Annotated in this window: 35 protein-coding genes; 6 read left to right on the plus strand and 29 right to left on the minus strand. The window is 64.2% G+C overall.

What is annotated here, in order from left to right:
- Positions 1-43 precede the first annotated feature (43 nt).
- The 21 genes from P0645_RS12750 to rpmC all read right to left on the minus strand — a co-directional run bounded on the left by P0645_RS12750 (position 44) and on the right by rpmC (position 12078).
- The gene (locus P0645_RS12750; protein WP_284165106.1) at positions 44-634 is read right to left on the minus strand and encodes an acyl-homoserine-lactone synthase; all 591 of its coding nucleotides are present in this window, start codon (positions 632-634) and stop codon (positions 44-46) included.
- Positions 635-696: 62 nt separating this feature from the next.
- Entirely contained in the window at positions 697-1308 is a 612-nt protein-coding gene (locus P0645_RS12755; RefSeq protein WP_284164972.1) for a helix-turn-helix transcriptional regulator, read from the minus strand.
- A gap of 336 nt (positions 1309-1644) precedes the next feature.
- Positions 1645-2064, minus strand: coding sequence for a 50S ribosomal protein L17 (gene rplQ / locus P0645_RS12760; RefSeq protein WP_284164973.1), 420 nt, complete (start codon positions 2062-2064; stop codon positions 1645-1647).
- 133 nt (positions 2065-2197) lie between these two features.
- Positions 2198-3214 (minus strand): DNA-directed RNA polymerase subunit alpha, encoded by a 1017-nt coding sequence (locus P0645_RS12765; protein WP_267634111.1) that lies wholly within the window; start codon positions 3212-3214, stop codon positions 2198-2200.
- 115 nt (positions 3215-3329) lie between these two features.
- On the minus strand, positions 3330-3725 hold the full coding sequence (gene rpsK, locus P0645_RS12770) for a 30S ribosomal protein S11 (RefSeq protein WP_284164974.1): 396 nt from the start codon (positions 3723-3725) through the stop codon (positions 3330-3332).
- 15 nt (positions 3726-3740) lie between these two features.
- Complete coding sequence (rpsM, locus tag P0645_RS12775; protein ID WP_284164975.1) at positions 3741-4109, minus strand: 30S ribosomal protein S13; 369 nt, start codon at positions 4107-4109, stop codon at positions 3741-3743.
- Between the two features lie 167 nt (positions 4110-4276).
- On the minus strand, positions 4277-4936 hold the full coding sequence (locus P0645_RS12780) for an adenylate kinase (RefSeq protein WP_284164976.1): 660 nt from the start codon (positions 4934-4936) through the stop codon (positions 4277-4279).
- 7 nt (positions 4937-4943) lie between these two features.
- Positions 4944-6305 (minus strand): preprotein translocase subunit SecY, encoded by a 1362-nt coding sequence (secY, locus tag P0645_RS12785; protein ID WP_284164977.1) that lies wholly within the window; start codon positions 6303-6305, stop codon positions 4944-4946.
- 101 nt (positions 6306-6406) lie between these two features.
- Positions 6407-6877, minus strand: a complete 471-nt coding sequence (gene rplO, locus P0645_RS12790; RefSeq protein ID WP_284164978.1) for a 50S ribosomal protein L15 — start codon at positions 6875-6877, stop codon at positions 6407-6409.
- Between the two features lie 210 nt (positions 6878-7087).
- Positions 7088-7528: a GFA family protein gene (locus tag P0645_RS12795; RefSeq protein ID WP_284164979.1), complete on the minus strand. Its 441-nt coding sequence runs from the start codon at positions 7526-7528 to the stop codon at positions 7088-7090.
- A gap of 245 nt (positions 7529-7773) precedes the next feature.
- Positions 7774-7968, minus strand: coding sequence for a 50S ribosomal protein L30 (gene rpmD / locus P0645_RS12800; RefSeq protein ID WP_284164980.1), 195 nt, complete (start codon positions 7966-7968; stop codon positions 7774-7776).
- A gap of 4 nt (positions 7969-7972) precedes the next feature.
- The gene (rpsE, locus tag P0645_RS12805; protein ID WP_284165107.1) at positions 7973-8542 is read right to left on the minus strand and encodes a 30S ribosomal protein S5; all 570 of its coding nucleotides are present in this window, start codon (positions 8540-8542) and stop codon (positions 7973-7975) included.
- 122 nt (positions 8543-8664) lie between these two features.
- Complete coding sequence (gene rplR / locus P0645_RS12810) at positions 8665-9024, minus strand: 50S ribosomal protein L18 (protein ID WP_267634126.1); 360 nt, start codon at positions 9022-9024, stop codon at positions 8665-8667.
- 12 nt (positions 9025-9036) lie between these two features.
- Positions 9037-9570 (minus strand): 50S ribosomal protein L6, encoded by a 534-nt coding sequence (rplF, locus tag P0645_RS12815; protein WP_284164981.1) that lies wholly within the window; start codon positions 9568-9570, stop codon positions 9037-9039.
- A gap of 10 nt (positions 9571-9580) precedes the next feature.
- A complete protein-coding gene (gene rpsH, locus P0645_RS12820; RefSeq protein WP_267634128.1) occupies positions 9581-9979 on the minus strand; it encodes a 30S ribosomal protein S8 in 399 nt (132 codons plus the stop codon).
- A 12-nt stretch (positions 9980-9991) separates the two neighbouring features.
- Positions 9992-10297, minus strand: a complete 306-nt coding sequence (rpsN, locus tag P0645_RS12825) for a 30S ribosomal protein S14 (protein ID WP_284164982.1) — start codon at positions 10295-10297, stop codon at positions 9992-9994.
- Between the two features lie 17 nt (positions 10298-10314).
- Positions 10315-10875 carry a 50S ribosomal protein L5 gene (rplE, locus tag P0645_RS12830; protein ID WP_284164983.1) on the minus strand — a complete coding sequence of 187 codons (561 nt, stop codon included), beginning with the start codon at positions 10873-10875 and terminating at the stop codon, positions 10315-10317.
- Positions 10875-11180: a 50S ribosomal protein L24 gene (gene rplX, locus P0645_RS12835; protein ID WP_284164984.1), complete on the minus strand. Its 306-nt coding sequence runs from the start codon at positions 11178-11180 to the stop codon at positions 10875-10877. Before rplX ends, rplE begins: the two co-directional genes overlap by 1 nt.
- Positions 11180-11548, minus strand: coding sequence for a 50S ribosomal protein L14 (gene rplN, locus P0645_RS12840; RefSeq protein ID WP_035714274.1), 369 nt, complete (start codon positions 11546-11548; stop codon positions 11180-11182). Before rplN ends, rplX begins: the two co-directional genes overlap by 1 nt.
- Positions 11549-11631: 83 nt before the next feature.
- A complete protein-coding gene (gene rpsQ, locus P0645_RS12845) occupies positions 11632-11865 on the minus strand; it encodes a 30S ribosomal protein S17 (RefSeq protein WP_284164985.1) in 234 nt (77 codons plus the stop codon).
- Positions 11866-11877: 12 nt separating this feature from the next.
- Entirely contained in the window at positions 11878-12078 is a 201-nt protein-coding gene (gene rpmC / locus P0645_RS12850; protein WP_284164986.1) for a 50S ribosomal protein L29, read from the minus strand.
- A 533-nt stretch (positions 12079-12611) separates the two neighbouring features.
- On the opposite strand from rpmC, the gene P0645_RS12855 reads away from it, so the two are divergent.
- Positions 12612-13094: a GFA family protein gene (locus P0645_RS12855; RefSeq protein ID WP_284164987.1), complete on the plus strand. Its 483-nt coding sequence runs from the start codon at positions 12612-12614 to the stop codon at positions 13092-13094.
- On the opposite strand, the gene pheS is transcribed toward P0645_RS12855, so the two are convergent.
- Positions 13040-14113 (minus strand): phenylalanine--tRNA ligase subunit alpha, encoded by a 1074-nt coding sequence (pheS, locus tag P0645_RS12860; protein WP_502854958.1) that lies wholly within the window; start codon positions 14111-14113, stop codon positions 13040-13042. The two genes, P0645_RS12855 and pheS, sit on opposite strands and share 55 nt — an antisense overlap.
- A 229-nt stretch (positions 14114-14342) precedes the next feature.
- Here pheS and P0645_RS12865 point away from each other — a divergent pair, with 229 nt between their 5' ends.
- The gene (locus tag P0645_RS12865; RefSeq protein WP_284164989.1) at positions 14343-15299 is read left to right on the plus strand and encodes a glycosyltransferase family 2 protein; all 957 of its coding nucleotides are present in this window, start codon (positions 14343-14345) and stop codon (positions 15297-15299) included.
- Positions 15300-15506: 207 nt separating this feature from the next.
- On the opposite strand, the gene rplT is transcribed toward P0645_RS12865, so the two are convergent.
- The 6 genes from rplT to P0645_RS12895 all read right to left on the minus strand — a co-directional run bounded on the left by rplT (position 15507) and on the right by P0645_RS12895 (position 20879).
- Entirely contained in the window at positions 15507-15869 is a 363-nt protein-coding gene (gene rplT / locus P0645_RS12870; RefSeq protein WP_284164990.1) for a 50S ribosomal protein L20, read from the minus strand.
- 12 nt (positions 15870-15881) lie between these two features.
- Positions 15882-16082, minus strand: coding sequence for a 50S ribosomal protein L35 (gene rpmI, locus P0645_RS12875; RefSeq protein WP_284164991.1), 201 nt, complete (start codon positions 16080-16082; stop codon positions 15882-15884).
- Between the two features lie 214 nt (positions 16083-16296).
- Positions 16297-17184 (minus strand): branched-chain amino acid ABC transporter permease, encoded by an 888-nt coding sequence (locus P0645_RS12880; protein WP_284164992.1) that lies wholly within the window; start codon positions 17182-17184, stop codon positions 16297-16299.
- A 2-nt stretch (positions 17185-17186) separates the two neighbouring features.
- Positions 17187-17888, minus strand: a complete 702-nt coding sequence (locus P0645_RS12885) for an ABC transporter ATP-binding protein (RefSeq protein ID WP_284164993.1) — start codon at positions 17886-17888, stop codon at positions 17187-17189.
- Between the two features lies 1 nt (position 17889).
- Entirely contained in the window at positions 17890-19056 is a 1167-nt protein-coding gene (locus P0645_RS12890) for an ABC transporter substrate-binding protein (RefSeq protein WP_284164994.1), read from the minus strand.
- A complete protein-coding gene (locus tag P0645_RS12895; protein WP_284164995.1) occupies positions 19053-20879 on the minus strand; it encodes a branched-chain amino acid ABC transporter ATP-binding protein/permease in 1827 nt (608 codons plus the stop codon). Before P0645_RS12895 ends, P0645_RS12890 begins: the two co-directional genes overlap by 4 nt.
- 121 nt (positions 20880-21000) lie before the next feature.
- On the opposite strand from P0645_RS12895, the gene P0645_RS12900 reads away from it, so the two are divergent.
- From P0645_RS12900 to P0645_RS12915, 4 genes are read left to right on the plus strand one after another with little or no spacing between them, the layout of a single operon-like run.
- Positions 21001-21924: a MurR/RpiR family transcriptional regulator gene (locus tag P0645_RS12900; RefSeq protein ID WP_284164996.1), complete on the plus strand. Its 924-nt coding sequence runs from the start codon at positions 21001-21003 to the stop codon at positions 21922-21924.
- Positions 21921-22547, plus strand: coding sequence for a cysteine hydrolase family protein (locus P0645_RS12905; protein ID WP_284164997.1), 627 nt, complete (start codon positions 21921-21923; stop codon positions 22545-22547). Before P0645_RS12900 ends, P0645_RS12905 begins: the two co-directional genes overlap by 4 nt.
- Positions 22544-23854 (plus strand): glutamine synthetase family protein, encoded by a 1311-nt coding sequence (locus P0645_RS12910; protein WP_284164998.1) that lies wholly within the window; start codon positions 22544-22546, stop codon positions 23852-23854. Before P0645_RS12905 ends, P0645_RS12910 begins: the two co-directional genes overlap by 4 nt.
- On the plus strand, positions 23854-24597 hold the full coding sequence (locus tag P0645_RS12915; protein ID WP_284164999.1) for an N-formylglutamate amidohydrolase: 744 nt from the start codon (positions 23854-23856) through the stop codon (positions 24595-24597). The genes P0645_RS12910 and P0645_RS12915 overlap by 1 nt, the downstream gene beginning before the upstream one ends.
- 66 nt (positions 24598-24663) lie before the next feature.
- Here P0645_RS12915 and dctP read toward each other — a convergent pair whose 3' ends face one another.
- Positions 24664-25716, minus strand: a complete 1053-nt coding sequence (gene dctP, locus P0645_RS12920; RefSeq protein ID WP_284165108.1) for a TRAP transporter substrate-binding protein DctP — start codon at positions 25714-25716, stop codon at positions 24664-24666.
- Positions 25717-25731: the final 15 nt, after the last annotated feature.

Consider the following 25731-nt stretch of genomic DNA (forward strand, 5'->3'; position numbering starts at 1 on the left):
CATTAGCCGCCGCGCGGCGGCACCGGAAGGGCCGAGTGGCGCGTCAGTTCAGCTGGCGAGAAAAGTCCATCGAGACGACCTGGCAATCCTCGCCGTCGATCTCCATCACCGGCCCCATCGCCGTCATGTCGACATGGACGCGCGGCGCCCAGCGCGGCCAGGTGGCGGCGAGAAGCGTGAGGCAGGTGGCCGCGCCGAGCCGGCGCGAGGTCTTGCCGATCTCTGCAATGAGGATCGCATGGACCTTGCGGCGGATGCCCGCGGGCACGTCGTGCGACACGAAAAGGCGCGAACTTTCCCAGATATGATCCGATACCGGCGCCTCGTCATAGAGCAGGTCGAACGGGATCGAATCGATCAGCCCGCGCTGCGCGTCGCGGATCATGTAGGAATAAAGCCCGCAGCGCGCCGTCGTCGGCGTCAGCCGGTTCCCGGCGAGCACGCGGCCAAACTCGTCATGCACGACCACCCACCGGCTCGCCGGTGTGTCATACTGGTCATATTCCATCCCCAGCGCTTCGGGCAGCGCCCAGCGCTTGAGGCTGATGAACGATTGCTTCCGCTGGCGGAAGTAATTGCCGAACAATTCGCCATGGGCATGGATATTCTCGAACGACAGGGTCGTGGTGAGGATTTCCGATCCGACGCTTTCGGCCGGGTGAGCGGGCAGCAGGGTTTCCTGATCCAGAATCCGGGTCACAGCAGTTTGTACTCCTTGGCTCTCTGCAAGGCCTCTGCGGTGGTCCGGGCAAGAAGCTTTTGCCGGGCGGAATTCAGCCGCGCCTTGAACGCACTTTCCGATATGCCAAGCGTGGCTGCGGCCTTGGCATGGCGCATCCCCTTGGCGACGCAATTCAGCGCCTCAATCTGCGAACGGGAAAGGCTTTCGGGCGGCTCTGTAATGTCGTGAAGCCTCAGGACGATTGCCGCGATCGTTTCGATTTCCTGATCTTCGAACTCCCGGTCAGACCGGGCAAAACTCGCAATGGTACGGGAACTGATCGGGCCGCAGGCAACCGTGCAGCCATATTTGAGGCCGTAGGTCGCCGCTTCCTTGAAAAGGCCGAACGGATCCAGGAGCTTGGGATCGCTCCAGCGGATCGAGCCCGTGGTGGAAAACCCCCAGGCCGTCATCGGATCGCGCAGGACATAGCCGTTGTTGGTGTAATGGTCGAGCCAGGCCTGATCGTAGGTCTGGAACGACAGAAGCGGCGACGTAAAGCGGATGTGCAGGCCGACAAAATACCCGGCCGACGCCATAAGCGCCAGTTTCCGCAGCTCGAAGTCTAGGCCTGTATTTACCGACATGTCCAAAATGGTAACTTGCCCCGCACAGACACAACCAATAATTGATGAAGTTTGATGTTATTTTGAGGGACTTTACAACTGGTTACGCGCAATCCTGTGCTTTTTGCAAGAAACTTGCACCCTTTTCCTGTGACGATCCGCGTACAATTACCCCGGTTTGGGGGCGTTTCTGTGGCGGAATAGCAACGATTTGAAGAGTCGGGCACGCAACTCGGCGATTCGCCGCGCATCGGCGGGGCGCAATCCAACCTCCGATTGATTCGGGGGCGACCCGCCCCTGAAAACGAAAACCCCGCCGGTTCCGGCGGGGTTTTCGTTTCTTTGCCGTGCGGCGGATCAGCCTTCCGCGGCTTCCTCGGCCTCGACGCGCGCGCGGTCGCCAGCGCCCTTGGCGCTGGTGTCGCGGTCGACGAGCTCGATGATCGCCATCGGCGCCATGTCGCCATAGCGGAAGCCCGCCTTCAGCACACGCACGCAGCCGCCGTTGCGGTCCTTGTAGCGCGGGCCGAGAATTTCGAACAGGCGCGCGACATGCTTGTCCTGCTTGAGCTGGGCAGCGGCCTGACGGCGGGCATGCAGGTCCCCGCGCTTGGCGAGCGTGATCAGCTTCTCGACGATCGGCTTCAGTTCCTTCGCCTTCGGCAGCGTGGTCTTGATCTGCTCATGCTCAATGAGCGATCCGGCCATGTTCGCGAACAACGCCTTGCGGTGTTCGTGGGTCCGGTTCAGGCGGCGGTAGCCAGCACCATGGTTCATTTCTCTCTCCTAACCTTCGTTTGCTTTGTCCGGCAGGGCTCTCGTCTCCCTGCTCACCTTGGGGCTTTCGCCCGTGCTTTCCCCGGCCATCCGGGCATTTTCGTAGGATGGGCAATATTGCCCATCCTACCGATCAGAATTGATCCTCGAAGCGCTTGGCAAGGTCTTCGATATTCTCCGGCGGCCAGTCCTCGACATCCATCCCCAGATGCAGGCCCATGCCGGAAAGCACTTCCTTGATCTCGTTCAGCGACTTGCGGCCGAAGTTCGGGGTGCGCAGCATCTCGGCTTCGGTTTTCTGGATCAGGTCGCCGATATAGACGATATTGTCGTTCTTCAGGCAGTTGGCCGAACGGACCGACAGTTCCAGTTCGTCGACCTTCTTCAGCAGCAGCGGGTTGAACTCCAGCCCGTCGTCCGCATCCGCCTTCGAGGCCGCTTCCGGCTCGTCGAAGTTGACGAAGATGCCCAGCTGGTCCTGCAGGATGCGCGCGGCATAGGCCACCGCATCCTCGGGCGTCAGCGAGCCGTCGGTGTCGATCTTCATCGTCAGCTTGTCATAATCCAGCACCTGGCCCTCGCGGGTCGGCTGAACCTCGTAGCTCACACGCTTGACCGGCGAATAGATCGCATCGATCGGGATAAGGCCGATCGGCGCATCCTCGGGGCGGTTCTTGTCGGCCGAGACATATCCCTTGCCGGTCTCGACGGTCAGTTCCATGAAGAGATCCGCACCATCGTCGAGGTGGCAGATCACATGGTCCTTGTTCAGAACCTCGATTCCGTTCGATTCCGAAATTTCCGCAGCCGTCACGACGCCCGGGCCCTTGGCAGAGATCGACAGGCGCTTCGGCCCCTCGACTTCCATCTTCAGGCTGACGCCTTTCAGGTTCAGAACGATGTCGGTGACATCTTCGCGCACGCCTGCGACGGACGAGAACTCATGCAGAACGTTGTCGATCTGGACGCTGGTGATCGCAGCGCCCTGCAGCGACGACATCAGAACGCGGCGCAGCGCGTTGCCGAGCGTCAGGCCAAAGCCCCGCTCCAGCGGTTCGGCGACCAGCGTCGCCTGACGGGCCGGATCCTTGCCAGGCCGCACGTCGAGTTGCGCGGGCTTGATCAGGTTTTCCCAATTCTTGTGGATCATGCGTTTCGCCTCCATTCTTGCCCGTCACCCATGTCCAGAGGTGAAGGACGCCCGAGGGATCAAACAAATAGTCCGGGCCGCGAGAAATCCCGCGACCCGGTTCTTTCCGAATGCGTCAGACGCGGCGCCGCTTCGGCGGGCGGCAGCCATTGTGGGCGATCGGCGTCACGTCGCGGATCGACGTGATGTTGAAGCCCACGGCGGCCAGCGCGCGGAGCGCCGATTCACGGCCCGAACCGGGGCCCTGAACTTCGACTTCCAGCGTCTTCAGACCATGTTCCTGCGCCTTCTTGCCTGCGTCTTCGGCGGCCATCTGGGCGGCATAGGGGGTCGATTTGCGCGATCCCTTGAAGCCCATGGTGCCGGCCGACGACCAGGCAATTGCATTGCCCTGCACGTCCGAGATCAGGATCTTGGTGTTGTTGAAGGAAGAATTCACATGAGCAACGCCAGCGGCGATGTTCTTGCGCTCTTTCCGCTTCATGCGGGTCGCTTTGGTATCACGTGCCATCTTCGAGCGCTCCCCTTACTTCTTCTTGCCGGCGATCGGCTTCGCCGGGCCCTTGCGGGTGCGGGCGTTGGTGTGGGTGCGCTGGCCGCGAACCGGCAGGTTCTTGCGGTGACGGAGGCCGCGGTAGCAGCCGAGGTCCATCAGACGCTTGATGTTCATCGTGACTTCGCGGCGAAGGTCGCCTTCGACGGTCAGGTTCGCGTCGATATATTCGCGGATCGCCAGAACCTCGGCGTCGGCAAGCTCGTTCACGCGACGCGCGCGGTCGATCTTGAGAGATGCGCAGATCTGTTCGGCGAACATCGGGCCGATGCCATGGATATACTGAAGGGCGATGGGGACGCGTTTCCCCGTCGGAATGTTGACGCCAGCAATACGTGCCACGCGTATGTCCTTTCGTTGCGGTTCCGTCGTACCAGAACCTTTTTTCACAACCATGGGCCCGGAGGTGCGAACCTTCGGACCCGCTTGTCCGCCTTGCGGCGGAAATCCGCCAAATCTAGGCGATTCTCGTTAGAGACGCCGTGAACTAGTGGGTTTAGCGGTGAAGGTCAAGCCGCCGATTGCTGATCCAGAATCTCGGCCAATGCACCAGCGACCGCGCCGATCTCCGCCAGCCCGTCCACGGTGAAAAGATCGCCGAGCGCATAGTAATAGCCGATCAGCGGCGAGGTCTTCTTGTAGTACTCCATCAGCCTGACCTTCAGGCTTTCCGCATTGTCGTCGGCCCGGCGCTTCATGTCGGTCGAACCGCAGACATCGCAGGTGCCCGCGACCTTCGTGGGCCTGGTCTCGTCGTGATAGACCTCGCCGCAATTGCCGCAGGTGAAGCGGCCCGAAATGCGGCGGACGAGTGCCTCGTCATCCACCCGCATCTCGATCACGGCGCTCAGATCCTGCCCCGACCGCCGGAGCATGGCGCCAAGGGCGTCTGCCTGGCCGAGCGTGCGGGGAAAACCGTCGAAGATGAAGCCGGTACCGCCCGCGCCCCTCATCTTCTCCTCGATCAGGCCGATGACGATCTCGTCGGTGACCAGGTCGCCGCGGTCCATGACCTCGGCGACCCTCTTTCCCATCTCCGTCCCACTGGTACGCGCCTCGCGCAGCATGTCGCCCGTCGACAGCTGCACCATGCCGCGTTCTTCCACGAGTTTGCGGGCTTGCGTTCCCTTGCCCGCGCCCGGCGGTCCCAGCAGGATGATGTTCTTCATTAAGACCTCAGCGAAGTGCAGGAGCTTTCTTTGCGCCATTGCGGCGTTTGCCGCGAAGCTGCGACTTTTCGATCAGACCCTCGTACTGATGCGCCAGAAGGTGCGACTGGATCTGGTTGATCGTGTCCATCGTGACCGACACGACGATCAGCACCGAAGTGCCGCCGAAATAGAACGGGATCGCAAGCTGCGCCCGCAGAACCTCTGGCAGCAGGCAGACTGCCGCCAGATAGCCCGAACCGACGACCAGAACCCGTGCCACGACGTAATCGAGGTAATCCTCGGTCTTCTTGCCCGGCCGGATGCCCGGAATGAAGCCGCCCTGGTTCTTCAGATTGTCCGCGACCTCGTCGGATTTGAACGACACGTTCGCGGTGTAGAAATAGGCGAAGAACACGATCATGGCCGCGTAGAACAGCATGTGCAGCGGCTGGCCTGGCCCGAGATAGGCGAGGATCGTCGAGAGGATCGAGTTGGTTTGCCCGCCCGAGAATGTCGAGATTGTGGTCGGCAGCAGCAGAAGAGAAGAGGCGAAGATCGCCGGGATCACGCCCGCCGGATTGACCTTGATAGGCAGGTGGCTCGACGATCCGTCATAGACCTTCATGCCGACCTGACGGCGGGGATACTGGATATGGATCTTCCTCAGCGCCCTCTCCATGAAGACGACAAAGGCGATGACCGCGACAACCATCAGGATCACGCCGACGATCACCGGGGCAGACAGCGCGCCGATCCGGCCCTGTTCGAAGAAATGCGCAAGCGCCTGCGGGATGTTCGCGACAATGCCCACGAAGATGATCAGCGAGATGCCGTTGCCGATGCCGCGGGCGGTGATCTGTTCGCCGAGCCACATCAGGAACATCGTGCCGCCGACGAGCGTCACGACACAGGACACATAGAAGAAAAGGCTCGGATCATGGGCAAGCCCGCCATTGGCGATCGAGGCCGCGAGGCCCCAGGCCTGGAAGGTCGCCAGGCCGACCGTGCCATAGCGGGTGTATTGGTTGATCTTCTTGCGGCCCTGCTCGCCCTCTTTCTTCAGCTGCTCCAGCGCGGGCACCATCGCCGTCATCAGCTGCACGATGATCGAGGCCGAGATATAGGGCATGATGCCGAGCGCGAAGATCCCCATCCGGCCAAGCGCGCCGCCGGTGAACATCTGCAGCATGCCGCCGATGCCCTGGGTCGCCTTGTCCATGAATTTCGCAAGTTCCGCCGCGTCGATCCCCGGCACCGGGATATAGGTGCCAAGCCGGTAGACGACCAGCAGACCGATGGTGAAGAAGATGCGGCTCCGGAGGTCCGTCGCCTTGCCGAGGGTGCCCCAGCTCAGGTTCGCCGCCATTTGCTCTGCAGCAGATGCCATTTTCGTCTCTTTCAAGTCAGCGCCGCCGAACCGGTCTCCGGTCGGCGGCGCCTGGAAAAACCTTGACCTATGTAAGCGGCAGGACCGCCGCCCGCAACGGCTTATTCGGCCGCAGCTGCCGCAACTTTCAGCGAGCCGCCGGCTTTCTCGACCGCCGCGACCGCCGAGGCGGAGGCACCGGTGACCGAAAGGGTGAGCTTCGCCTTGATCTCGCCCTTGGCGAGGATGCGGATGCCGTCGAACTTGCGCGAGGTCAGGCCGGCGGCGACCAGGATGTCCTCGGTGATCTCCGATTTCGCGTCGAGCTTGCCTGCGTCGACGAACTTCTGGATCAGGCCGAGGTTGATGACGGCGAATTTCTTCTGGTTGGGCTTGTTGAAGCCCCGCTTCGGCAGGCGCCGGTAGAGCGGCATCTGGCCGCCTTCATAGCCACCGAGTGCCACGCCCGAACGCGAGGTCTGGCCCTTGATACCGCGGCCGGCGGTCTTGCCCTTGCCCGAACCCGGACCACGCGCGACGCGCTTGGATTTCTTGGCGGCACCGGGATTGTCCCGGAGTTCATTCAGTTTCATGTCGCTTCTCCTTGCCGGATGCGGCCCCCGAGCGACGGGAGTGGGCCGAACACGGCGTTTCTTGGTGTTGAGTCGGGGCCCGATGGCCCGACCGGGGGGCTATAGACGCTTGGGCAGCGTGTGGCAAGTCCGCGGAACTCGTCGAGCACTTCGTGCACTCCTCGGGCTCCGACGAGAGCACGAAGTGCCCGAGGAGGATCGGATAGCGCCTTACGCCCCCTTCGGCCAGACGAAACTGGGCTGAAGCCCCGAATAGACCGGACGCCCGTCTTTCGGCGCGGGATAGCCCTTCGTCTCGTCCCAGAAGGCGTGGTAGCTGGCCTTCGGGAATTTCGCATCGTCATAGCCCATGACGTTCGGCACGGCGACGCGTATGCGGCCCTCTTTGTCGTCGAGCATCAGGACGGCGTTGCACTTTTCGCACAGGCAGATTTCCAAGGGGCCGTTCGGATTGTCGGCATTGAAGGGCACCCGTTTCATCGCCGCTTCATTGCTGGTCCTGATGTCGCCATGGTTGAAGAAGGCGACATGGGTCACCTGCTGGCCCGTCACCTTCTTGCAGACATTGCAATGGCATTCGTGATTGTCGATCGGTTCGGCGGACGCGCTGACCGGATGGTGTTCGCAGCCGCCCGCATATTTCGCTGGCATGGTCTTCCTCCCTGCGGGCTCTCGGGCCCCCGTCGGGCCAGACGAGTCGCTGCCGTAGCGTAACATCGCTTCGCAGGAACGCGAAATTCCGGCAGCGACAGGCGATGTCTCGTTCGTGCCGAGGAAGGCCGCGGCCGGGACTTAGGCCAGGTGAGGAAGGGCGCGACCCGGGGCCAAAAGAAAGGGCGGGGCCGAAGCCCCGCCTTCCTGTTCCGTAGGATGGGCAATATTGCCCATCCTACCGTTTAGCCGCGCTCTTCGACGATGCGCACCAGATGGCTGATCTTGTTGACCATGCCACGGACGGCGGGCGTGTCTTCCAGTTCGCGCTGACGGCGGATCTTGTTCAGGCCGAGACCCTTGAGGGTCGCGGTCTGGATCGCCGGGCGGCGGGCGGCCGAGGCATATTGCTCGACGACGATGGTTTTCTTCTTCGCCATGGTCTCAGGCCTCCGCCGCTTCAGCCGCTTCCGGCTTCTTCAGGATGTCGGCCACCTTCTTGCCACGACGCTGCGCGACCATGCGGGGGCTGGCTTCCTTCTTCAGACCGTCCATCGTGGCGCGGATCATGTTGTAGGGGTTCTGCGAGCCGAGCGACTTCGCCACCACGTCCTGGATGCCCAGCATTTCGAACACGGCGCGCATCGGACCGCCGGCGATGATGCCGGTACCGGCTACCGCGGTGCGGATCACGACCTTGCCCGCGCCATGACGGCCTTCGACGTCATGGTGAACGGTGCGGCCGTCGCGCAGCGGAATGCGCACGAGCGAGCGCTTCGCCTGCTCGGTCGCCTTGCGGATCGCTTCCGGCACTTCCTTGGCCTTGCCCTTGCCGAAGCCCACACGGCCGCGCTGATCACCGACCACCACGAGGGCCGCGAAGCCAAAGCGCTTGCCGCCCTTGACGGTCTTCGACACGCGGTTGATCGCGACGAGGCGATCGGCGAATTCCGGGGTTTCCTCGCGGTCGCGACGGTCTTCGCGACGCTCCCGGCGGTTTTCTCTCTCTGCCATCAGGCATTCCTTCATGGTGGCGCAGCATGGCGCCGTTTGGGCCAATCCTGGTGTCCCCGCCCGAAGCGAGGACCCGGATCATCGGGGTGGCACGCCCATTCGAGGGGGCGCCACCCGCCTTGTCAGAACTTCAGACCGCCCTCGCGGGCCGCGTCTGCAAGTGCCTTGATCTTGCCGTGGAAGAGGAAGCCGCCACGGTCGAAGTAGCAAACTTCGACACCGGCCTTCTTCGCCCGTTCGGCAATCGCCGCGCCGACTTTCGCCGCCGCTTCGACATTGTTCTTGCCGATCACGCCCAGATCCTTTTCGAGGCTCGAGGCGGCGGCAAGGGTGACGCCCTTCACATCGTCGATCAGCTGAACGCTGATGTTCTTCGAAGAGCGATGGACAGACAGGCGCGCACGCCCGTCAGCCATCTTGCGAAGCTTGTTCCGAACGCGCAGGCGGCGCTTGAGGAACAGTTCCCTTTTGCTGTTAGCCATTTTTTCGCGTCCTTACTTCTTCTTGCCTTCCTTGCGGAAGATGAACTCGCCCTTGTACTTGATCCCCTTGCCCTTGTAGGGCTCGGGCGCACGCCATTCGCGGATATTGGCCGCGACCTGGCCGACGAGCTGCGGGTCGATCCCTTCCACGACGATCTCGGTCTGCTTCGGGGTCGTGACGGTCACGCCCTTCGGCACTTCGAAATTCACTTCGTGGCTGTAACCGAGCGACAGTTTCAGGACGTTGCCCTGGATCGCCGCACGGTAACCGACGCCGCTGATCTCGAGCTCTTTCTTGAAACCGCTGGTAACGCCGGTCACGAGATTCTCGATCATCGACCGCGACATGCCCCATTGCTGACGGGCACGCTTCGAGGTGCCACGGGGGGCAACCGAAACGCTGCCGTCCGCGATCGTGATGGTCACGTCGTCAGTGGCGGTGAAGCTCAGCGTGCCCTTGGGGCCCTTCACTTCGACGGTCTGGCCGCTCAGGTTGGCGGTGACGCCGGCCGGAACGGGAACGGGTTTCTTGCCGATACGAGACATTGACCCCTCCTTAGAACACGGTGCAGAGCACTTCGCCGCCGACATTGGCGGTCCGTGCTGCTGCATCCGACATCACGCCGCGCGGCGTGGAGACGATCGAAAGGCCGAGGCCATTGCGGACCGACGGGATGTCCTTGACCGAGGCATAGACGCGACGGCCAGGCTTGGACACGCGCTTCAGCTCGCGGATGACCGGGGTGCCTTCGAAGTACTTCAGGCTGATTTCCAGTTCCGGCATGCCATTGGCCGCCTCGACCTTCTCATAGCCACGGATGAAACCTTCATCCTTCAGCACGTCAAGAACCCAGGCGCGCAGCTTGGAAGCGGGCGACCGGACGGTGGATTTGCCACGCATCTGCGCGTTGCGGATACGGGTCAGCATATCGCCGAGAGGATCGTTCATCGACATGTCTCGACCTCCTTACCAGCTCGACTTGACCATGCCGGGGATCTGGCCGAACGAGGCCAGGTCGCGCAGCATGATCCGCGAGAGCTTGAGTTTGCGGTAGTAGGCGTGCGGGCGGCCAGTGAGCTGGCAGCGATTGTGGATCCGCGTCGCCGACGAGTTGCGGGGCATTTCAGCCAGTTTCAGGGTCGCCTTGAAGCGCTCTTCCATCGGCTTGGACTGGTCTGCGATCACCGCTTTCAGCGCGGCGCGCTTGGCAGCATGCTGCTTGACAAGCTTGGCGCGCTTCACTTCGCGGTTCACCATGGATTTCTTAGCCATATATCGTTCCTCCGCGATCAGCTGTTGAAGGGCATGTTGAACTGCTTCAACAGGCTCTTCGCTTCCGCGTCGGTCGGCGCGGTGGTGCAGATGATGATGTCCATGCCGAGAACTTCGTCGACCTTGTCGAAGTCGATCTCGGGGAACACGATATGTTCCTTGAGGCCCATCGCGTAGTTGCCGCGGCCATCGAACGCCGTGCCCTTCACGCCGCGGAAGTCGCGGACGCGCGGCAGGGCGACGTTGATCAGACGGTCGAGGAATTCGTACATCCGGTCGCCACGCAGCGTGACCTTGCAGCCCAGCGGCATGTCTTCACGGACGCGGAAGCCCGCGATCGAATTCTTGGCCTTGGTGATGACAGCCTTCTGGCCGGCGATCGCGGAGAGTTCCTCAGCCGCGTTCTTGACCTTCTTGGTGTCCTTCACCGCTTCGCCGACGCCCATGTTCAGGACGATCTTGTCCAGACGCGGGATCTGCATGTCGTTCTTGTAGCCGAACTCTTCCTTGAGCGCGGCACGGATTTGACCCTTGTAGTGCGCCTTGAGGCGCGGGGTATAGGTTTGCGCGTCCAGCATCAGATCGCCTCCCCGGTGGTCTTGGCGAAGCGGACCTTCTTGTCACCTTCCATGCGGAAGCCGACGCGGGTGGCCTTGCCGTTCTTGTCCATGAGCGCGAGGTTCGACAGGTCGATCGGCATCGCCTTCGGCTGGCGGCCGCCCTGGCTCGTCTGGGTCTGGCGCGTATGGCGGATCGCGACGTTCACGCCATCGACCACGGCCTTGCCGGCCTTGGGGTCAACGGACTGGATCTCGCCCTTCTTGCCCTTGTCCTTGCCGGTGAGCACGACGACATTGTCGCCTTTGCGGAGTTTCGCGGCCATCACAGCACCTCCGGCGCAAGCGAGATGATCTTCATGAAGTTCTTGGCGCGCAGCTCGCGCACGACCGGCCCGAAGATACGGGTGCCGACCGGTTCGCCCTGGTTGTTCAGGATGACGGCGGCGTTACGGTCGAAGCGGATCGACGTGCCGTCTTCACGACGGACTTCTTTGGCGGTGCGCACGACGACGGCCTTGCGGACGTCACCTTTCTTCACGCGACCGCGCGGGATGGCTTCCTTGACCGACACCACGATGATGTCGCCGACGCTGGCGTAGCGGCGGTGGGAACCACCCAGAACCTTGATGCACTGCACCCGGCGTGCGCCGGAGTTGTCAGCAACATCCAGATTGGTCTGCATCTGGATCATTTGGTTTCTCCCGACCTTTGGAGACTAGGCTGCAGCGCCAAGCCCCAGGGTTTCGATTGACGAAAGACAGCTTCGCCGGGGCCTCAGGCCTCGACAACCACCGTCCAGCGCTTGGTTTTCGAGATCGGCGCACATTCTTCGATACGAACCGTATCGCCGACCTTGAACTTGTTGTCCGCGTCATGGGCGCGGTATTTCTTGGTTTTCCGCACCGTCTTTTGCAGCAGCGGATGCTTGAAGCGGCGCTCGACCAGAACGGTGATCGTCTGCTCGTTCTTGTCCGAGGTCACGACGCCTTGCAGGATACGTTTGGGCATTTCGTCGGTCCCTTACTTCGCAGCTTCTTGGGCTTTTTGGTTCAGCACCGTCTTGATGCGCGCCGCGTCCTTGCGGACGGCGTTCATGCGGGCGGTGTTCTCGATCTGGCCGGTGGCCTGACGGAAGCGCAGGTTGAAGGCTTCCTTCTTGAGCGCGACCAGGTCCTCACGGAGCTGATCGGGGGTCTTCGAACGCAGTTCAGCGGCTTTCATGCCGGTCTTTCCTTTTCACAATCGCCAGTCGGCCCCACGAGAGGGTCACCGAGGACCTGGCGGATCAATGACAATCCACCGATTCCGAGTCACCCCGGAGCCGTGGATGCGGTCGTATAGGGGGGAAGAGCGGGGAGGGCAAGGGGGAAGATTGATGGCGTTCGCGCTCGACAGTCGGTTCGTGTTGAAGTCGACAATGGGCGAAACATGGCGTGGACAGCCCACCTCGACACCGCAAGGTCGGGCAAACTGGCGATATCGGTTGAATTTAGTTGCGGCCTCGGCCCAAGGTCTGCGCAAGGAGTCACTACTAGCGATGAGCTGATTGCAGCATCCACTATCTAAATAGAGATTTCGAATCATGTCAGCCTAAGCACCAATTGGAACGAGACTGGCTCACTTGGAACTCTCGCTTCGGTGCTCCGGCCGAGTTACCACCCGGTGCGCTGAAAACACCGCGCGGAGGCTTCAGCCCTTTGCATTCCTCACCCGCGCGCGTCAGTCTGCGCCTGACCCAAACGAAGGTGCGTCCCATGCCCCCGACCTATCACGGTTCCTGCCACTGCGGCGCGGTGCGCTTTGAGGTGACGGGTGAGATCACCGACATTGCCACATGCGACTGTTCGCTCTGTCGGAAGAAGAATGCGCTGATGGGCAAGGTGCCCGAGGCGCAGCTCAGGCTCTTGACCGACTGGTCGGAGCTTGGGCTTTACGAATGGAACAAACGGGTCGCCAAGCACTATTTCTGCAAGACCTGCGGCATCTATACCTTTCACCGCAAGCGCGCCCAGCCGGACTGGTTCAGCTTCAACATCCATTGCCTCGACGATTTCGACCCCGCCAACATGACCGTGCGCGCCGCAAGCGGCAAGGACATGACGGTTGAGGCGCCGGACCCCAGACCCGAATGGCCCGGGCCGAGGGTCACCCCGCCCCAGCCTGAATCGGGCCGCGCCATGTCTTATCGGCTCAACCCGCCCGCTACCGTCGGCATGTCGAGCGCGCTGAAGCCATAGTGCCTCAGCCACCTCAGGTCGCTCTCGAAGAAGGCCCGCAGATCGGGGATGCCGTATTTCAGCATCGCGATCCGGTCGATGCCCATGCCGAAGGCGAAGCCCTGCCATTCGGTCGGGTCCACCCCGGCCGCCGCCAGCACCTTGGGATGGACCATGCCGGAGCCGAGGATCTCCATCCATGAATTCCCCTCGCCGATCTTCAATTGCCCGCCTTCCCAGGAACAGCGGATATCGACCTCGGCCGAGGGTTCGGTGAAGGGGAAGTGCGAGGCGCGGAAGCGCAGTTCGACCTGATCCACCTCGAAATAGGCGCGGCAGAATTCTTCCAGCACCCATTTCAGGTTCGCCATCGAGATATCGCGGTCGATCGCCAGCCCCTCGACCTGATGGAACATCGGCGTATGGGTCTGGTCCATGTCCATCCGGTAGACGCGGCCCGGCGCGATCACCCGGATCGGCGCGCCCTGATCGGTCATCGCGCGGATTTGCACCGGCGAGGTATGGGTGCGCAGCACATGCGGCGGTCGGTTGTCGCCTGCCGCGCGCGCCATGAAGAACGTGTCATGTTCCTGCCGGGCGGGATGTTCGGGCGGGATGTTCAGCGCGTCGAAATTGTACCAGTCGCTTTCGATCTGCGGCCCCTCGGCCACGGCGAACCCCATGTCGGCGAAGATCGCCGTCACTTCTTCGGTGACCTGCGAAACAGGGTGGATCGTGCCCTGACGGCGCGGACGGCCCGGCAGCGTCACATCCAGCCATTCCGCCTTCAGCCGTTCGTCCAGCGCCGCGTCCGACAGCGCGGACTTCTTCGCCCGGAGCGCCGCGTCGATCTCGTCCTTCAGCCGGTTCAGCGCCGCGCCCGCCGCCTGCCGTTCCTCGGGCGCCATCTGGCCCAGTTCGCGCATCTTGAGCGAAATCTCGCCCTTCTTGCCAAGGGCCGCGACGCGCAATTCCTCCAACGCCGCCTCGTCGGCCGCGAGCGAAATGGCGGAGAGGTATTTCCCGCTCAGATCGTCCATGGTCATGTCCTTTCGTCGTGGCGGCGGCTGCCGGTCAATCGGGGGAAGGCGGGCCTTCCGGAATCGCCCCCCTATAGCCCGATCCGGCGGCAGACTGCAAAGGCCCGTTGCACGCGCGCAGCCACCCGACCCGGAGGGATTGTCGCAAAGCCGCGAACGATCCCGCCGCCGCGCTTGCGACCGCCTGCAACCGGCGGCTAGAGTTGCGCGCGACCCCGGAGGTGCTTCCTTGTCTTCCCCTGAGACCCAGCTGCCAGAACGGCCCCGGATATCGGTCGTCATCCCCCATCTGAACCAGCCCGCCATGCTCGACCGCTGCCTTGCCTCGCTCGCCTCCGGTGTGCGCGCGCCCGACGAGGTGGTGGTGGCCGACAATGGCTCGCAGGAGATGCCCGAGGCGATCTGCGCCCGCTATCCGTTCGTGCGGCTGATCCGCGAAACGACGCCCGGCCCCGGCCCCGCCCGCAATGCCGGGATCGTGCAGACCTCGGGCGAAGTCCTTGCCTTCATCGATGCTGACTGCGTCGCCGACCCCGACTGGCTCGCTGCCGCCGAGGCCGAGATGGCGAAGCCCGGCGCGACGGTTCTGGGGGGAGATGTCCGCATTCTCTATGTCGATCCAACCCGCCTGACGATGCTGGAGGCCTACGAAAGCATCTACGCCTACCGGATGGACCGCTACATCGCCCGCAAGAACTTCACCGGCACCGGCAATCTGGTGATGGCGCGCGCGGTCTTTGACGATGTTGGCCCGTTCGCGGGCCTGTCGGTGGCGGAAGATACCGACTGGGGGCAGCGCGCCACGGCCAAGGGCTACCGCATCCGTTTTGTGGCGGGGATGCGCGTCTATCACCCCGCGCGCGAAAGGTTCAGCGAGCTTCGGACCAAGTGGGACCGGCATACCGCGCACTTTTTCGACGGGGTGCGCGGCAATTTCAGGCGGACGGTTCTTTGGGCACTCAAATGCGGGGCGATGGCTGTCTCGCCGCTCGCCGAACTGCCGCAGATCGCGACATCCGACAGGGTGTCGGGCATCAGGAACCGGCTGCTCGCTTTCGCCGGACTGATCCGCATTCGCCTCTACCGGGCGCGGATCATGGCCTGGCTCCTGTTCGGCGGCGATCCCGACCGGTTGTCGGGCCGCTGGAACCGGCCCACGGCGGCAGCAGCGACAAAGCCGGACTGATCCGAATCCCTGCTTGGGTGGCTGCGGGTTCCCGACACTTTGGCGATCACATTCTCTCGTCAGATAGGCAGGGGCATCGGCTGGCGCCGAAATCTTGCAAAGATTTCGGACCGGATTTCGTATCGAAATCCGGCTGCCCGGCAGCCAAAGAGAAACCCCGCGAAGCGGTTCGCTCGCGGGGTTCCAAACTTGCGGCTCTGCGGCCGGTCAGGCCATCGCGGCCTTGGCCTTTTCGACGATGGCGCCGAAGGCCGCCGGTTCGCTGACGGCGAGGTCGGCCAGAACCTTGCGGTCCACCTCGATCCCCGCCTTCGAGAGCGCATTGATGAAGCGCGAATAGGTCAGCGATTCGTCGATGGCGCGGCAGGCGGCGTTGATCCGCTGGATCCAGAGCGCGCGGAAATTGCGCTTGCGGGTCTTGCGGTCGCGGGTCGCATATTGATTGGCCTTGTCGACGGCCTGGGTCGCGGTGCGGAAATTGGTGGAACGGGCGGCGTAGTAGCCTTTCGCAGCCTTCAGCACCTTCTTGTGGCGGGCGTGCGTGACCTTGCCGGATTTAACGCGAGACATGGGTCATTCTCCTCAGCGGTCGTAGGGCATGTATTTCTTGACGATCTTCGCGTCGGCATCGGCCAAGAGCATCGTGCCGGTTGCCTGACGGGTGAAGGTCGTCGAGCGTTTGATCATGCCGTGACGCTTTCCGGCGACACCAGCCTTGACGTGCCCGTTGGCCGTCATCTTGAACCGCTTCTTCGCAGCGGATTTGGTCTTCATCTTGGGCATTTCCATCTCCTCGTCAGAGTGAACGCGCGACTCGGCAATGCCACTTGGCCGGACGCGCGGATATCGAGAGGCGCCCTATAGCCGGGGAAAGGCGTGAATGCAAGCGGTCCGGGCCGCTCATCCGGCCTTGCGGCCCTCTTCGCTCCTTCGCCGCCGGTTCACCCGCCGAAGAGCGCCCGGTCCGGGCGCGATGAGGCGCCCGGCCGGTTTCGGCTCAGCTTCGCCGTCCGGTCCTGGCCGGGATCAGGCCGTCCGGCCGCCAGAGCAGGAGCAGGACCACGAAGCCGAGGACGAAGGCGTCGCGGAAGGGCAAGGCCGCATCCGGCAGATAGGCCTGGAACAGCACTTCGGCGATCCCGAGGGCAAAACCGCCTGCGACCGCCCCGGAAAGGCTGCCAAGCCCGCCGATCACCGAGGCGACGAACGCCTTCAGGACCGGCACGAAGCCCATCAGAGGGTCGACCGATCCCCTTTGCGCCACCCAAAGCGCCGCCGAGATGCCCGCCAGCATGCCCGACAGCGCGAAGGCAGCGGCGATCACCCGGTTCGCGCGGATGCCCATCAGCCGCAGCACCTGGAAATCCTCGGCGGCGGCCCGCATCGCCTTGCCCATCACAGTGCGCTTCAGGAAGAGAGTGAGCGCGAAGAGCGAGAGGCAGGTGACGAGGATCGAGGCGAGCGGCACTGTCCCGAGCCGCACCGGCCCGAATGTCAACGTGCCCGACAGGTCCGGCGGCAGGGGCACGGGTTTGGGGCGCGCCGAGATGCCATTTTGGAAAAGGACCTTGAGGATCGCCGACACGGCGAAACTCGTCAGCATCAGCGAGGTCGGGTCAGCCCGCCGCATGGGCCGGAAGGCCAGCCGCTCGGTCGCCGCCGCCGCAACCGCCGCCGCCGCAATGGCCGCGACCACCGCTATCGGCAAGGGAACAGCGTAAAGGATGCAGACGAAAAGCACATAGCCCGCCACCGTCATCAGCTCGCCATGGGCGAAGTTGATCAGTGCGACGATCGAGAAGACGACGGCGAGGCCAAGCGCGAGGAGCGCATAGATGCCGCCGAGGCTTACCGCATTCAGAAGCTGTTGAAGGAAAAAGTCCATCCTCACCCCGCAAGATAGGCGTCACGGATCAGCGGGCTTTCGGCCAGCTCCCGCCCGCTGCCGGAAAGGACCAGTGCGCCGGATTGAAGCACATAGCCATGGTCCGCGATCTCAAGCGCGCGTTCGGCATTCTGTTCGACCAGAAGGATGGTGATGCCCTGGGTCCGCAAGCCGGATATCAGGCCGAAAACCTGCTCCACCACCTTCGGCGCAAGGCCAAGCGACGGCTCGTCGAGCAGAAGAAGCCTCGGCGCCGACATCAGGGCGCGCGCCACGGCGAGCATCTGCTGTTCACCCCCCGACAGAAGCCCCGCCTTCTGGTGATAGCGTTCGCGCAGGATCGGGAAACGGTCGAGTTCCGCTTCGGTTCGCCGCGCGAGTTCTTCGCCCTTCGCGTGGACGGCCCCACCCAGATGCAGGTTGTCTGCCACGGAAAGCGAAGGGAAGACCCGCCGCCCCTCGGGGCAAAGCGCAACACCCCTGCGCACGATCTCTTCAGGCGGCAGTCCGCCAAGTTCTGCGCCATTCAGCGCAATCCGGCCGCGCGAGGGCGCGAGGCCGGATATGGCGTTCAGGGTCGAGCTCTTGCCCGCGCCGTTTGCGCCGAGGAGAACGGTGATCGAGCCCTTGGGCACGGTGAACCCGAGGTTGCCCACCGCTTCCACGGCGCCGTAGCGCACCGACAGGCCTTCGATCTCCAGCATGTCAGGGTGCCGGAACCAGCGCCGGATCGGGCGTGGCTGTCTCGACCGGCACCCGCGCGCCCCCCTGGATCTCGACCAGCGTGATCGCGCGGAGCGGCATGCGGTTGGTGCCTTTGTAGGTCACCGATCCCGTCAGCACCGGCACATTCTCAAGGTTCGCCAGCGCATCGCGCAGGGCGGGCCCGTCCATCGTTCCCGCCGCCGTCACCGCCGCGTCGAGGATATAGGGGATCTCATATCCGGTCGCGACATAGACGGTTTCCGGCGCGGCGCCCGTCACCGCCTCGTACTTCGCATAGAACTCGCCCAGCGGCGAGCCGTCGGTCGGGAAACCGGCGGTGGTATGAACGATGCCATTGGCAATGTCGCCAAGGCCGGTCGTCGTCGGACTGTCGATCCCGTCGGAACCGAGAATGGGCGCGGTCACGCCCGCCCCGCGCAGCGCCTTGAGAAAGGCGGGGAAGTCCGGCTCGTAGGCGGCCGTCATGATGACATCGGGCTGCGGGTCGAGCGCGGCGATCTTCGTCACCTCGGCCGCGAAATCCTGTTGGCCGAGCGAATAGCTTCCCTCGCCCGCGACCGTGCCGCCGAGTTTCTGGAACACTTCGGCGAAATATTCCGGCAGGCGCAGCGTATAGGCGCTGTCGGGGGATTTCAGGATATAGGCGCTCTTGTAGCCCTTGGCGATCGCATGCTGGGCCAGAAGCGTCGCCTGACCATTGTCGGCCGGGTAGGAGCCGAACATATAGTCGCCGACCGCATCGGTGATGGTGGGTGTCGTGCCGCAAAAGGTCATTGTGGGGATCTGCGCGGCCTGGCTGATCTGGCCCGCCGCGATCGAGGGATCGGCGTCGCAGGGCGTGATCAGGAACTTGACGCCCGCGGCGACCAGTTCCTGTGCGGCCTGAACGGTGGCGCCGGTATCCGACCTCGTGTCCTTGATATCGAGCGTCACCATGTATGTGCCGCCGAGCCCGCCGCGGGCATTGATCTCGTCCATGGCCATCCGGAACCCGGCAAGCGAGGGTTGATCGAAGGGCGCGAGCCCGCCGGTCTGGCCGGTCGCGAGCCCGATCGTCACCTCTTCGGCCCCCGCCGCGCCCACAGCCGCCCAACCGCACAGAGCCATTGCCGTGCAAAGCGTCAGCATGCGTCTTGTCCGTGTCATTTCATCTCTCCCCGTTGGTTGTGGTCAGGTCTTTTCGTTCCGATATAGGCCTCGATCACCGCCGGATCGTTGCGGATTGCCTCGGGCGTGCCTTCGGCGATCTTCTGGCCCTTGTTCAGGACGACCATCCGGTCCGAGAGCCGCATGATCAGCCGCATGTCATGTTCGATCACCAGGATGCCGATGGGTCGTTCACGGCGCAGCTCTTCCAGCATGGCGATCAGCCGGTCGGTTTCGGCGGGGTTCATCCCGGCCGCCGGTTCGTCGAGAAGTAGGAATTCGGGATCGAGCGCGAGCGCCCGCGCGATCTCGAGCCGCCGCCGGTCGCCATAGGCGAAAGCCTCTGCCAGTTCGTTCCACCGGTTCGCAAGCCCGACACGCTCCAGCTCTGACATCGCCAGCTGTTCTGCTTCTGCGCGCCCGTGACCGGCGGCCTGCGCGGCGATCGTGACATTCTCCAACGCCGTCAACCTGTCGAAGAGGCGGATATTTTGAAAGGTTCTGGCCAGACCGGCGCGGGCAACCTCGTGCGGCGCCAGCTCGGAGAGCCGCAGGTCATCGAGCAGGACCGCGCCGGAGGTCGGGCGCTGCTGACCGCAGATCACGTTGACGAGCGTGGTCTTGCCCGCGCCGTTCGGGCCGATGAGGCCGGTGACCTGCCCGGTCGGCACCGTGAAGCTGACGCCCTCGAGTGCCGCGAGCCCGCCGAAGCGCACGGTTACATCGCATATGGCGAGGGGGCGCGCCGCACGCGCGCCGCGCCGTGCCGCGACCGCAACAGGTGGCGGATCGGCGAGTTTCGGCGCGAAAGTTGCGGGTGCAAGTTCCGAAAGCCCGACCATCCCGACAGGGCGCGCCCAGATCGTCAAGAGCAATGCAAGGCCAAGGCCGAGCTGTGGCAGGCCGAAGACCGGCGGCAATGCGAAGAGGCCAAGGTCAAGCCCCGCCTCGCCCTGCCTGAGGATCTGCACCACCGCCGTCAGCATCACCACACCGGCCAGCGCACCGGTCACGCTGTAACGGCCGCCGACGATCAGCATCGCGATCAGAAGAAAAGTCAGGTCGAAATAGAAGTCCTTGGGTGAAAAGGCTCCAAGATAGTGGCCATAAAGCGCGCCCGCGACACAGGCGAGCGTGATGCTCAGCGCCCACCCGATCAGCCGCATCCGGCCGACGCTCACCCCAAGCGCCGCCGCAGCCACCTCGTTCTCGCGCGACGCACGGAGCGCGAGGCCAACGCGGCTTTCCCGGAAGAGCCGGGCGATGAAGGTGAAAAGAACCGCCGCCACCAGCGCGACGCCGAACCCGGTCAGTCGCGGCACGCCATAGAAGGTCTGGCTGCCGCGCGTGATGTCGCGCGCGCCCACGAGGCAGACATGCAGGATGATCAGGAAGGCCAGCGTGCCGATCGCCGCCGATCCGGTCGAAAGCCGCGCCATCACCGCGCCGCTCGCCACACCGACGATGACCCCGACCAACGCCGCCACCCCGAGTGCGGCGAGAAGCCCCAGTTCGTGCCCCTGCAGCCAGCCGGGCAGGCCGGGCAGCGCGGTTTTCTGCACCGCCGCCGGCATGGTCATCAGCGCGGCCGCATAGGCGCCAAGCCCCATGAAGGCCGAATGGCCAAAGGACGTGATGCCTGAATTGCCGCTGAAGACCGCAAGCGCCAGGACGGCGGCGGCCTGCAACAGCATCAGCGTCGCGATATTGTCGCCCCCCGCCCCCATGAGCGCGCGCATGAGAAATGCGACGAGAGCAAGTGCCGCCGACAGCAGCCCCGCGCTCAGCCACGCAGTCCTCGGCAGGGCAAACCAAAGGCGCATCCGTCACTCGCTCGTTGTTCCCCCGAGCATTCCGTCGCGCTTCCCTCGCTGTCAAGAAAAAATTTCATGTTGATTGGTCTAAGCGAATGCGTGTAATGAATGCTACATTGTCGGAGCTGCAATGACCGATTTCGCATCGCACGCACACACACCGCACGAATCCGTCCGCGACCGCCTTCTGGGCGCCGCGACGGGGTTTTCGAATGCCGAACTCAAGGTGATCCGCGTGCTGCTTGCGAATTATCCGGCCGCAGGCCTGACAACGGTCTCGCGGCTGGCGCGCGAGGCTGGTGTCAGCGATCCCACAGTGATCCGGCTGGCAAACCGTCTGGGCTTTGAAGGCTATGCAGAGATGCAGGCGACCCTGATCGCCGAGGTCGAGCTGCACATGCGCTCCCCCCTCACGCTGCCGCCGCAGGCGCCGACCGAGGGCGCGAATGTCTATCAGGACTTCCTGCGCGAAACCGTCGGCCGTTGCGAGGAACTGGCACGCAGTACCGCGACCGCCGACTTCGAGCGGATGGTCGCGCTTCTTTCCGACCCGAAACTGCGCGTCCTTTGCCTTGGAGGCCGGTTCTCGCGCTTCGTCGCGGGTATTCTCCAGCGCTGCCTTCACCATCTGCGCCCCGGCACCGAGCATCTGGACGGTTCGGGCGCGGACATTTCCGACCGGCTGGCCGACATGGACAAGCGGCACCTGCTCGTCCTGTTCGACTATCGTCGCTATCAGAACGATACGGTGGGCTTCGCCCGTCAGGCGCGGGCGCGCGGCGCGCAGATCGCGCTGTTCACCGACGTCTGGCGTTCACCTGTTGCCGACATCGCCGACGCGGTCCTCATGGCGCCGACCGAAACCGCCTCGCCCTTCGATACGCTCGTGACACCGGTTCTGCAGGTCGAGGCGGTCGTCGCGGGTGTGGCAGAGCGGCTTGCGCCTGACTGGCGCGACCGGGTCCGGGCGATGGAAGCGATCCGCACCGAAAACCACATCACGATTGCGACAGGTCAGGGTTCGCCAGATCCCGGCGCAGGAGATCCAGCATGACCAATCCACGCGAAACCCGTTTCCGGGCCGGAGAAAGCGCGTTGCTCTTCGTCGACATGCAGAAGATCTTCTGCACGCCGGGCCTCGACCCCGCGCACCCCGAGTTGGGACCGGACCACTATTATCACCGGCGCCTGCGCGACATGGTGATCCCGAACCAGTCGCGGCTTCTCGCCCGGGCGCGTGCCCGTGGCATCCAGGTCATGCATACGATCATCGAGGCGCTGACAGAGGATTGCCGCGACGTCTCGCTCGATCACCGCCTGTCCAACCTGATGATCCCCAAAGGGCATCCGATGGCCGGGCCGATCGACGAGCTGGCCCCCATCGCCAACGAGATCGTCCTGCCCAAGACCTCGTCGGGTGTCTTCAACTCGACCAACATAGATTACGTCTTGCGCAATCTCGGGGTCAGGACGCTGATCGTCGCCGGGGTCGTCACCGATCAATGTGTCGACATGGCTGTGCGGGACGCGGCCGACCGGGGCTATCTGGTCGCCGTGCCCGGGGACGCCTGCGCGACCTACACGCAGGATAGGCACGACGGCGCGCTTCGCGCCTATGGCGGCTATTGCTGGGTCACCGACACCGACACGATCCTGTCGCGGATGGAGGCGAGATGACCGAACTTCTGACCTTCGTGACGACGGATTACGCCGGGATTACCCGCGGACGGTCCATCCCGGCGGAAAGTTTCACGCCGGGCCGGGCAAAGTCGGTGGGTTGGGTGCCCGCCAACATGTCGCTGACCCCCTTCGACCAGATCGCCGACCCCAACCCCTGGGGCTCGTCCGGCGACCTGCGGCTTCTGGGCGACGAGGGGGCCCGCTACCGCGTCACCCTGCCCGGCGCGGCAACACCGACCGACATGATGATGAGCGATATCGTTGAGCTTGACGGAACGCCCTGGCCGCTCTGCCCCCGCACCTTCCTGCGCAGCGCGCTTGCGGAACTGAAATCGCTGACCGGGCTGACACTGCAGGTCAGTTTCGAGCATGAGTTCCAGCTGTTCGGCACCGGATGGGCGCAAGCCCCGGCCTTCTCGCTGCGCGCACTGCGCCAGTCCGATCCGTTCGGACCCGATCTGATGGCGGCGCTCGACGCGCTCGGGCTGAAGCCCGAAGTGTTCATCGCCGAATATGGCCGCGATCAGTTCGAAGTGACGATGGCCCCGACCGACGGCCTCGCCGCCGCCGACCGCGCCGTTGTCCTGCGCGAGATTACCCGGGAACTGGCATCGCTCAGGGGCTGGCAGGCGAGCTTCGCGCCGAAAACGGCGATCGAGGGCGTGGGCAATGGCGTCCATATCCATTTCTCGTTCGCCGACGACAAGGGCACGAATGCGACTTTCGACGCCGCGCGTCCCGGTCGTGTCTCGGCCGTTGCGGGAAGCTTCGCGGCGGGCATAATCCGCCATCTGCCCGCCCTTGCCGCCTTCACCGCACCAAGCGCGATATCCTATCTCAGGCTCAGGCCGCACAACTGGTCATCAAGCTATACCTGGTTCGGCGACCGCGACCGCGAGGCGAGCCTCAGGATCTGCCCGGTCACGACCCTTGGCGGCACCGATCCTGCGCGTGCCTTCAATCTCGAATACCGTGCCGCCGATGCCTGTGCCTGCCCGCACCTCGCGCTTGCCGTGATCGTCCGCGCCGGGATCGAGGGGCTGAAGCGGCGTCTGCCCGACCCGCCCCTCTTCTCCGGCGACCCCGAGACGCTGCCACCCGCCGAACGGGCGGCGCTCGGCCTCGAACGGCTGCCGCAGTCGCTGGAGGCGGCGCTCGAACGGTTCCTCGGCGATCCGGTGGCGACGGGATGGTTCGCGCCGCTCGCCTCCGAGACCTATGTCGGCATGAAGCGGACCGAGATCGCGCTTGCCGGACCATCACTCGACGACGATCTCTGCCGACGCTACGCAGGCATCTACTGATGGCAGAAGAGCGCGCCGCGGTCGAGATCGTCAACCCAGCGGGCATCGCGCCCTATGTGCTTCTCTGCGAACATGCGTCGAACTGGATGCCGCCCGACTATGACGGCCTCGGGCTTGGCTGCGCCGACCTTGAGCGCCACATCGCATGGGATATCGGCGCGGCCTCTGTCGCCCGGAGACTGGCAGCGAAGCTCGACGCGCCGCTTGTGCTGGGCGGCGCCTCGCGACTGCTGATCGACCTCAACCGCCCGCTGTCCAGCCCGACGTCGATCCCCGAGCGCAGCGAGGCGACCGACATTCCCGGCAACCTGAACCTTGGCGAGGGGGAGCGGCAGCGCCGCGCCGCCCGGTGGTTCCATCCGTTTCAGGAAGCCGTCGGTGCACTGCTCGACGAACGGCAGCGCGCGCGCAGGCCAACGCGCATCGTCGCCATCCATTCCTTCACCCCGGTCTTCCTCGGCGTCGCACGACCCTGGCGCGCGGGCATCCTCTATCGCCATGCCTCGGCCTTCGCCTCGGCGCTGGTCGATGCCTTGGGCGGCGCGGCGGCGGGCATAGCCCACAACGAACCCTACCGGATCGAGGACGGCGGCGACTATACGGTTCCGGTGCATGGCGAGGCGCGCGGCCTGGACGCCGTTCTGGTCGAGATCCGCCATGACCTGATCGCCGCCCCGAAGGGACAGGCGGACTGGGCCGACGCACTGGCACGCGCACTGGCACGCGCGCTGACCGCCATCTGAACCGCCGCGACCGGAAAAGCAAAACCCGCCCGGAAGACCGGGCGGGCGTTCTTTGCAGGCGGACCCTCAGCGGTAGGGGTAGCCCGCCTTTTCCATGTTCGAGGCATAGGTCTTGAACGCCTCCACCACCTTGCCCGCGCGCGGGCTCGAGGCCGCGACCTCATCCCAGAAGCCGTTCGCGTCAGAGACGACTTGCGCCCATTCCTCGTCGGGAAGCTGGGTCAGTTCCATCTTCTCGCCCTCGACGCGCAGTTTCGCCTCGCCGCCCCAGTACCAGCCAAGCCGGTAATAGTGCGACTGGTCGATCGACATGCGGAACAGTTCCTGCAGGTGCGGCGGCACCTTCTGCCAGCTGGCGGTGTTGGTGAAATAGCTGCCGAACCAGGCGCCGGTGACGGCGTTGTTCAGCGCATATTTGCACACGTCGGCCCAGCCGACCTCGTAGGCTTCGGTGAAGCCGCACCAGGCGACGCCGTCGATCTCGCCGGTCTGCATCGCGACCTCGACATTGTCCCACGGGATCGTCACCGGGATGAGGCCGTATTTCGCCAGGAACTTGCCCGCCGTCGGCACGCCGAAGACGCGCAGGCCGTTCATGTCGGCAAGGCTGCGGATCGGCTTGTCGACGGTGAAGATGTGAAGCGGGTCCCAGGAGCCGGTCGAGAGCCAGGTGACATTCTCGACTTCGGAATAGGCCTCTTCCCAGATTTCCTTCAGCCCGTAGTAGCGGAAGAGCGCCGTCACATCGAGCGGGTAGCGGGTGGCGAAGGGGAAGTAGCCGCCGAAGACCGCGATATCGACCGGCGAGGCCATCGTCGCCTCGTCCGACTGCACCGCGTCAAGCGCGCCCGACTGGAGCGCGCGGAAGAGGTCGGCGGTGGGCACGAGCTGGTCGGCATAGTAAAGCTCGATCTCCATCTCGCCGTTTGCGGCGGCGTTGAACGCCTCGATCTGCGGCTTGATCACATGGGCGCCGAGAGGAGCGCCGGAGTAGGTCTGCAGGCGCCATTTGATCGGGCCGGACTGGGCGTTGACGTAAGGCGCGGCGAGCGTCGAGCCTGCAAGGGCAGTCCCGGCGGCCAGACCCGACCGTTTCAGGAAGTTCCGGCGGCTCGACATGATCGCTTCCGACGG

The sequence above is a fragment of the Frigidibacter sp. SD6-1 genome (assembly GCF_030143255.1).
Classification (GTDB): domain Bacteria; phylum Pseudomonadota; class Alphaproteobacteria; order Rhodobacterales; family Rhodobacteraceae; genus TMP-24.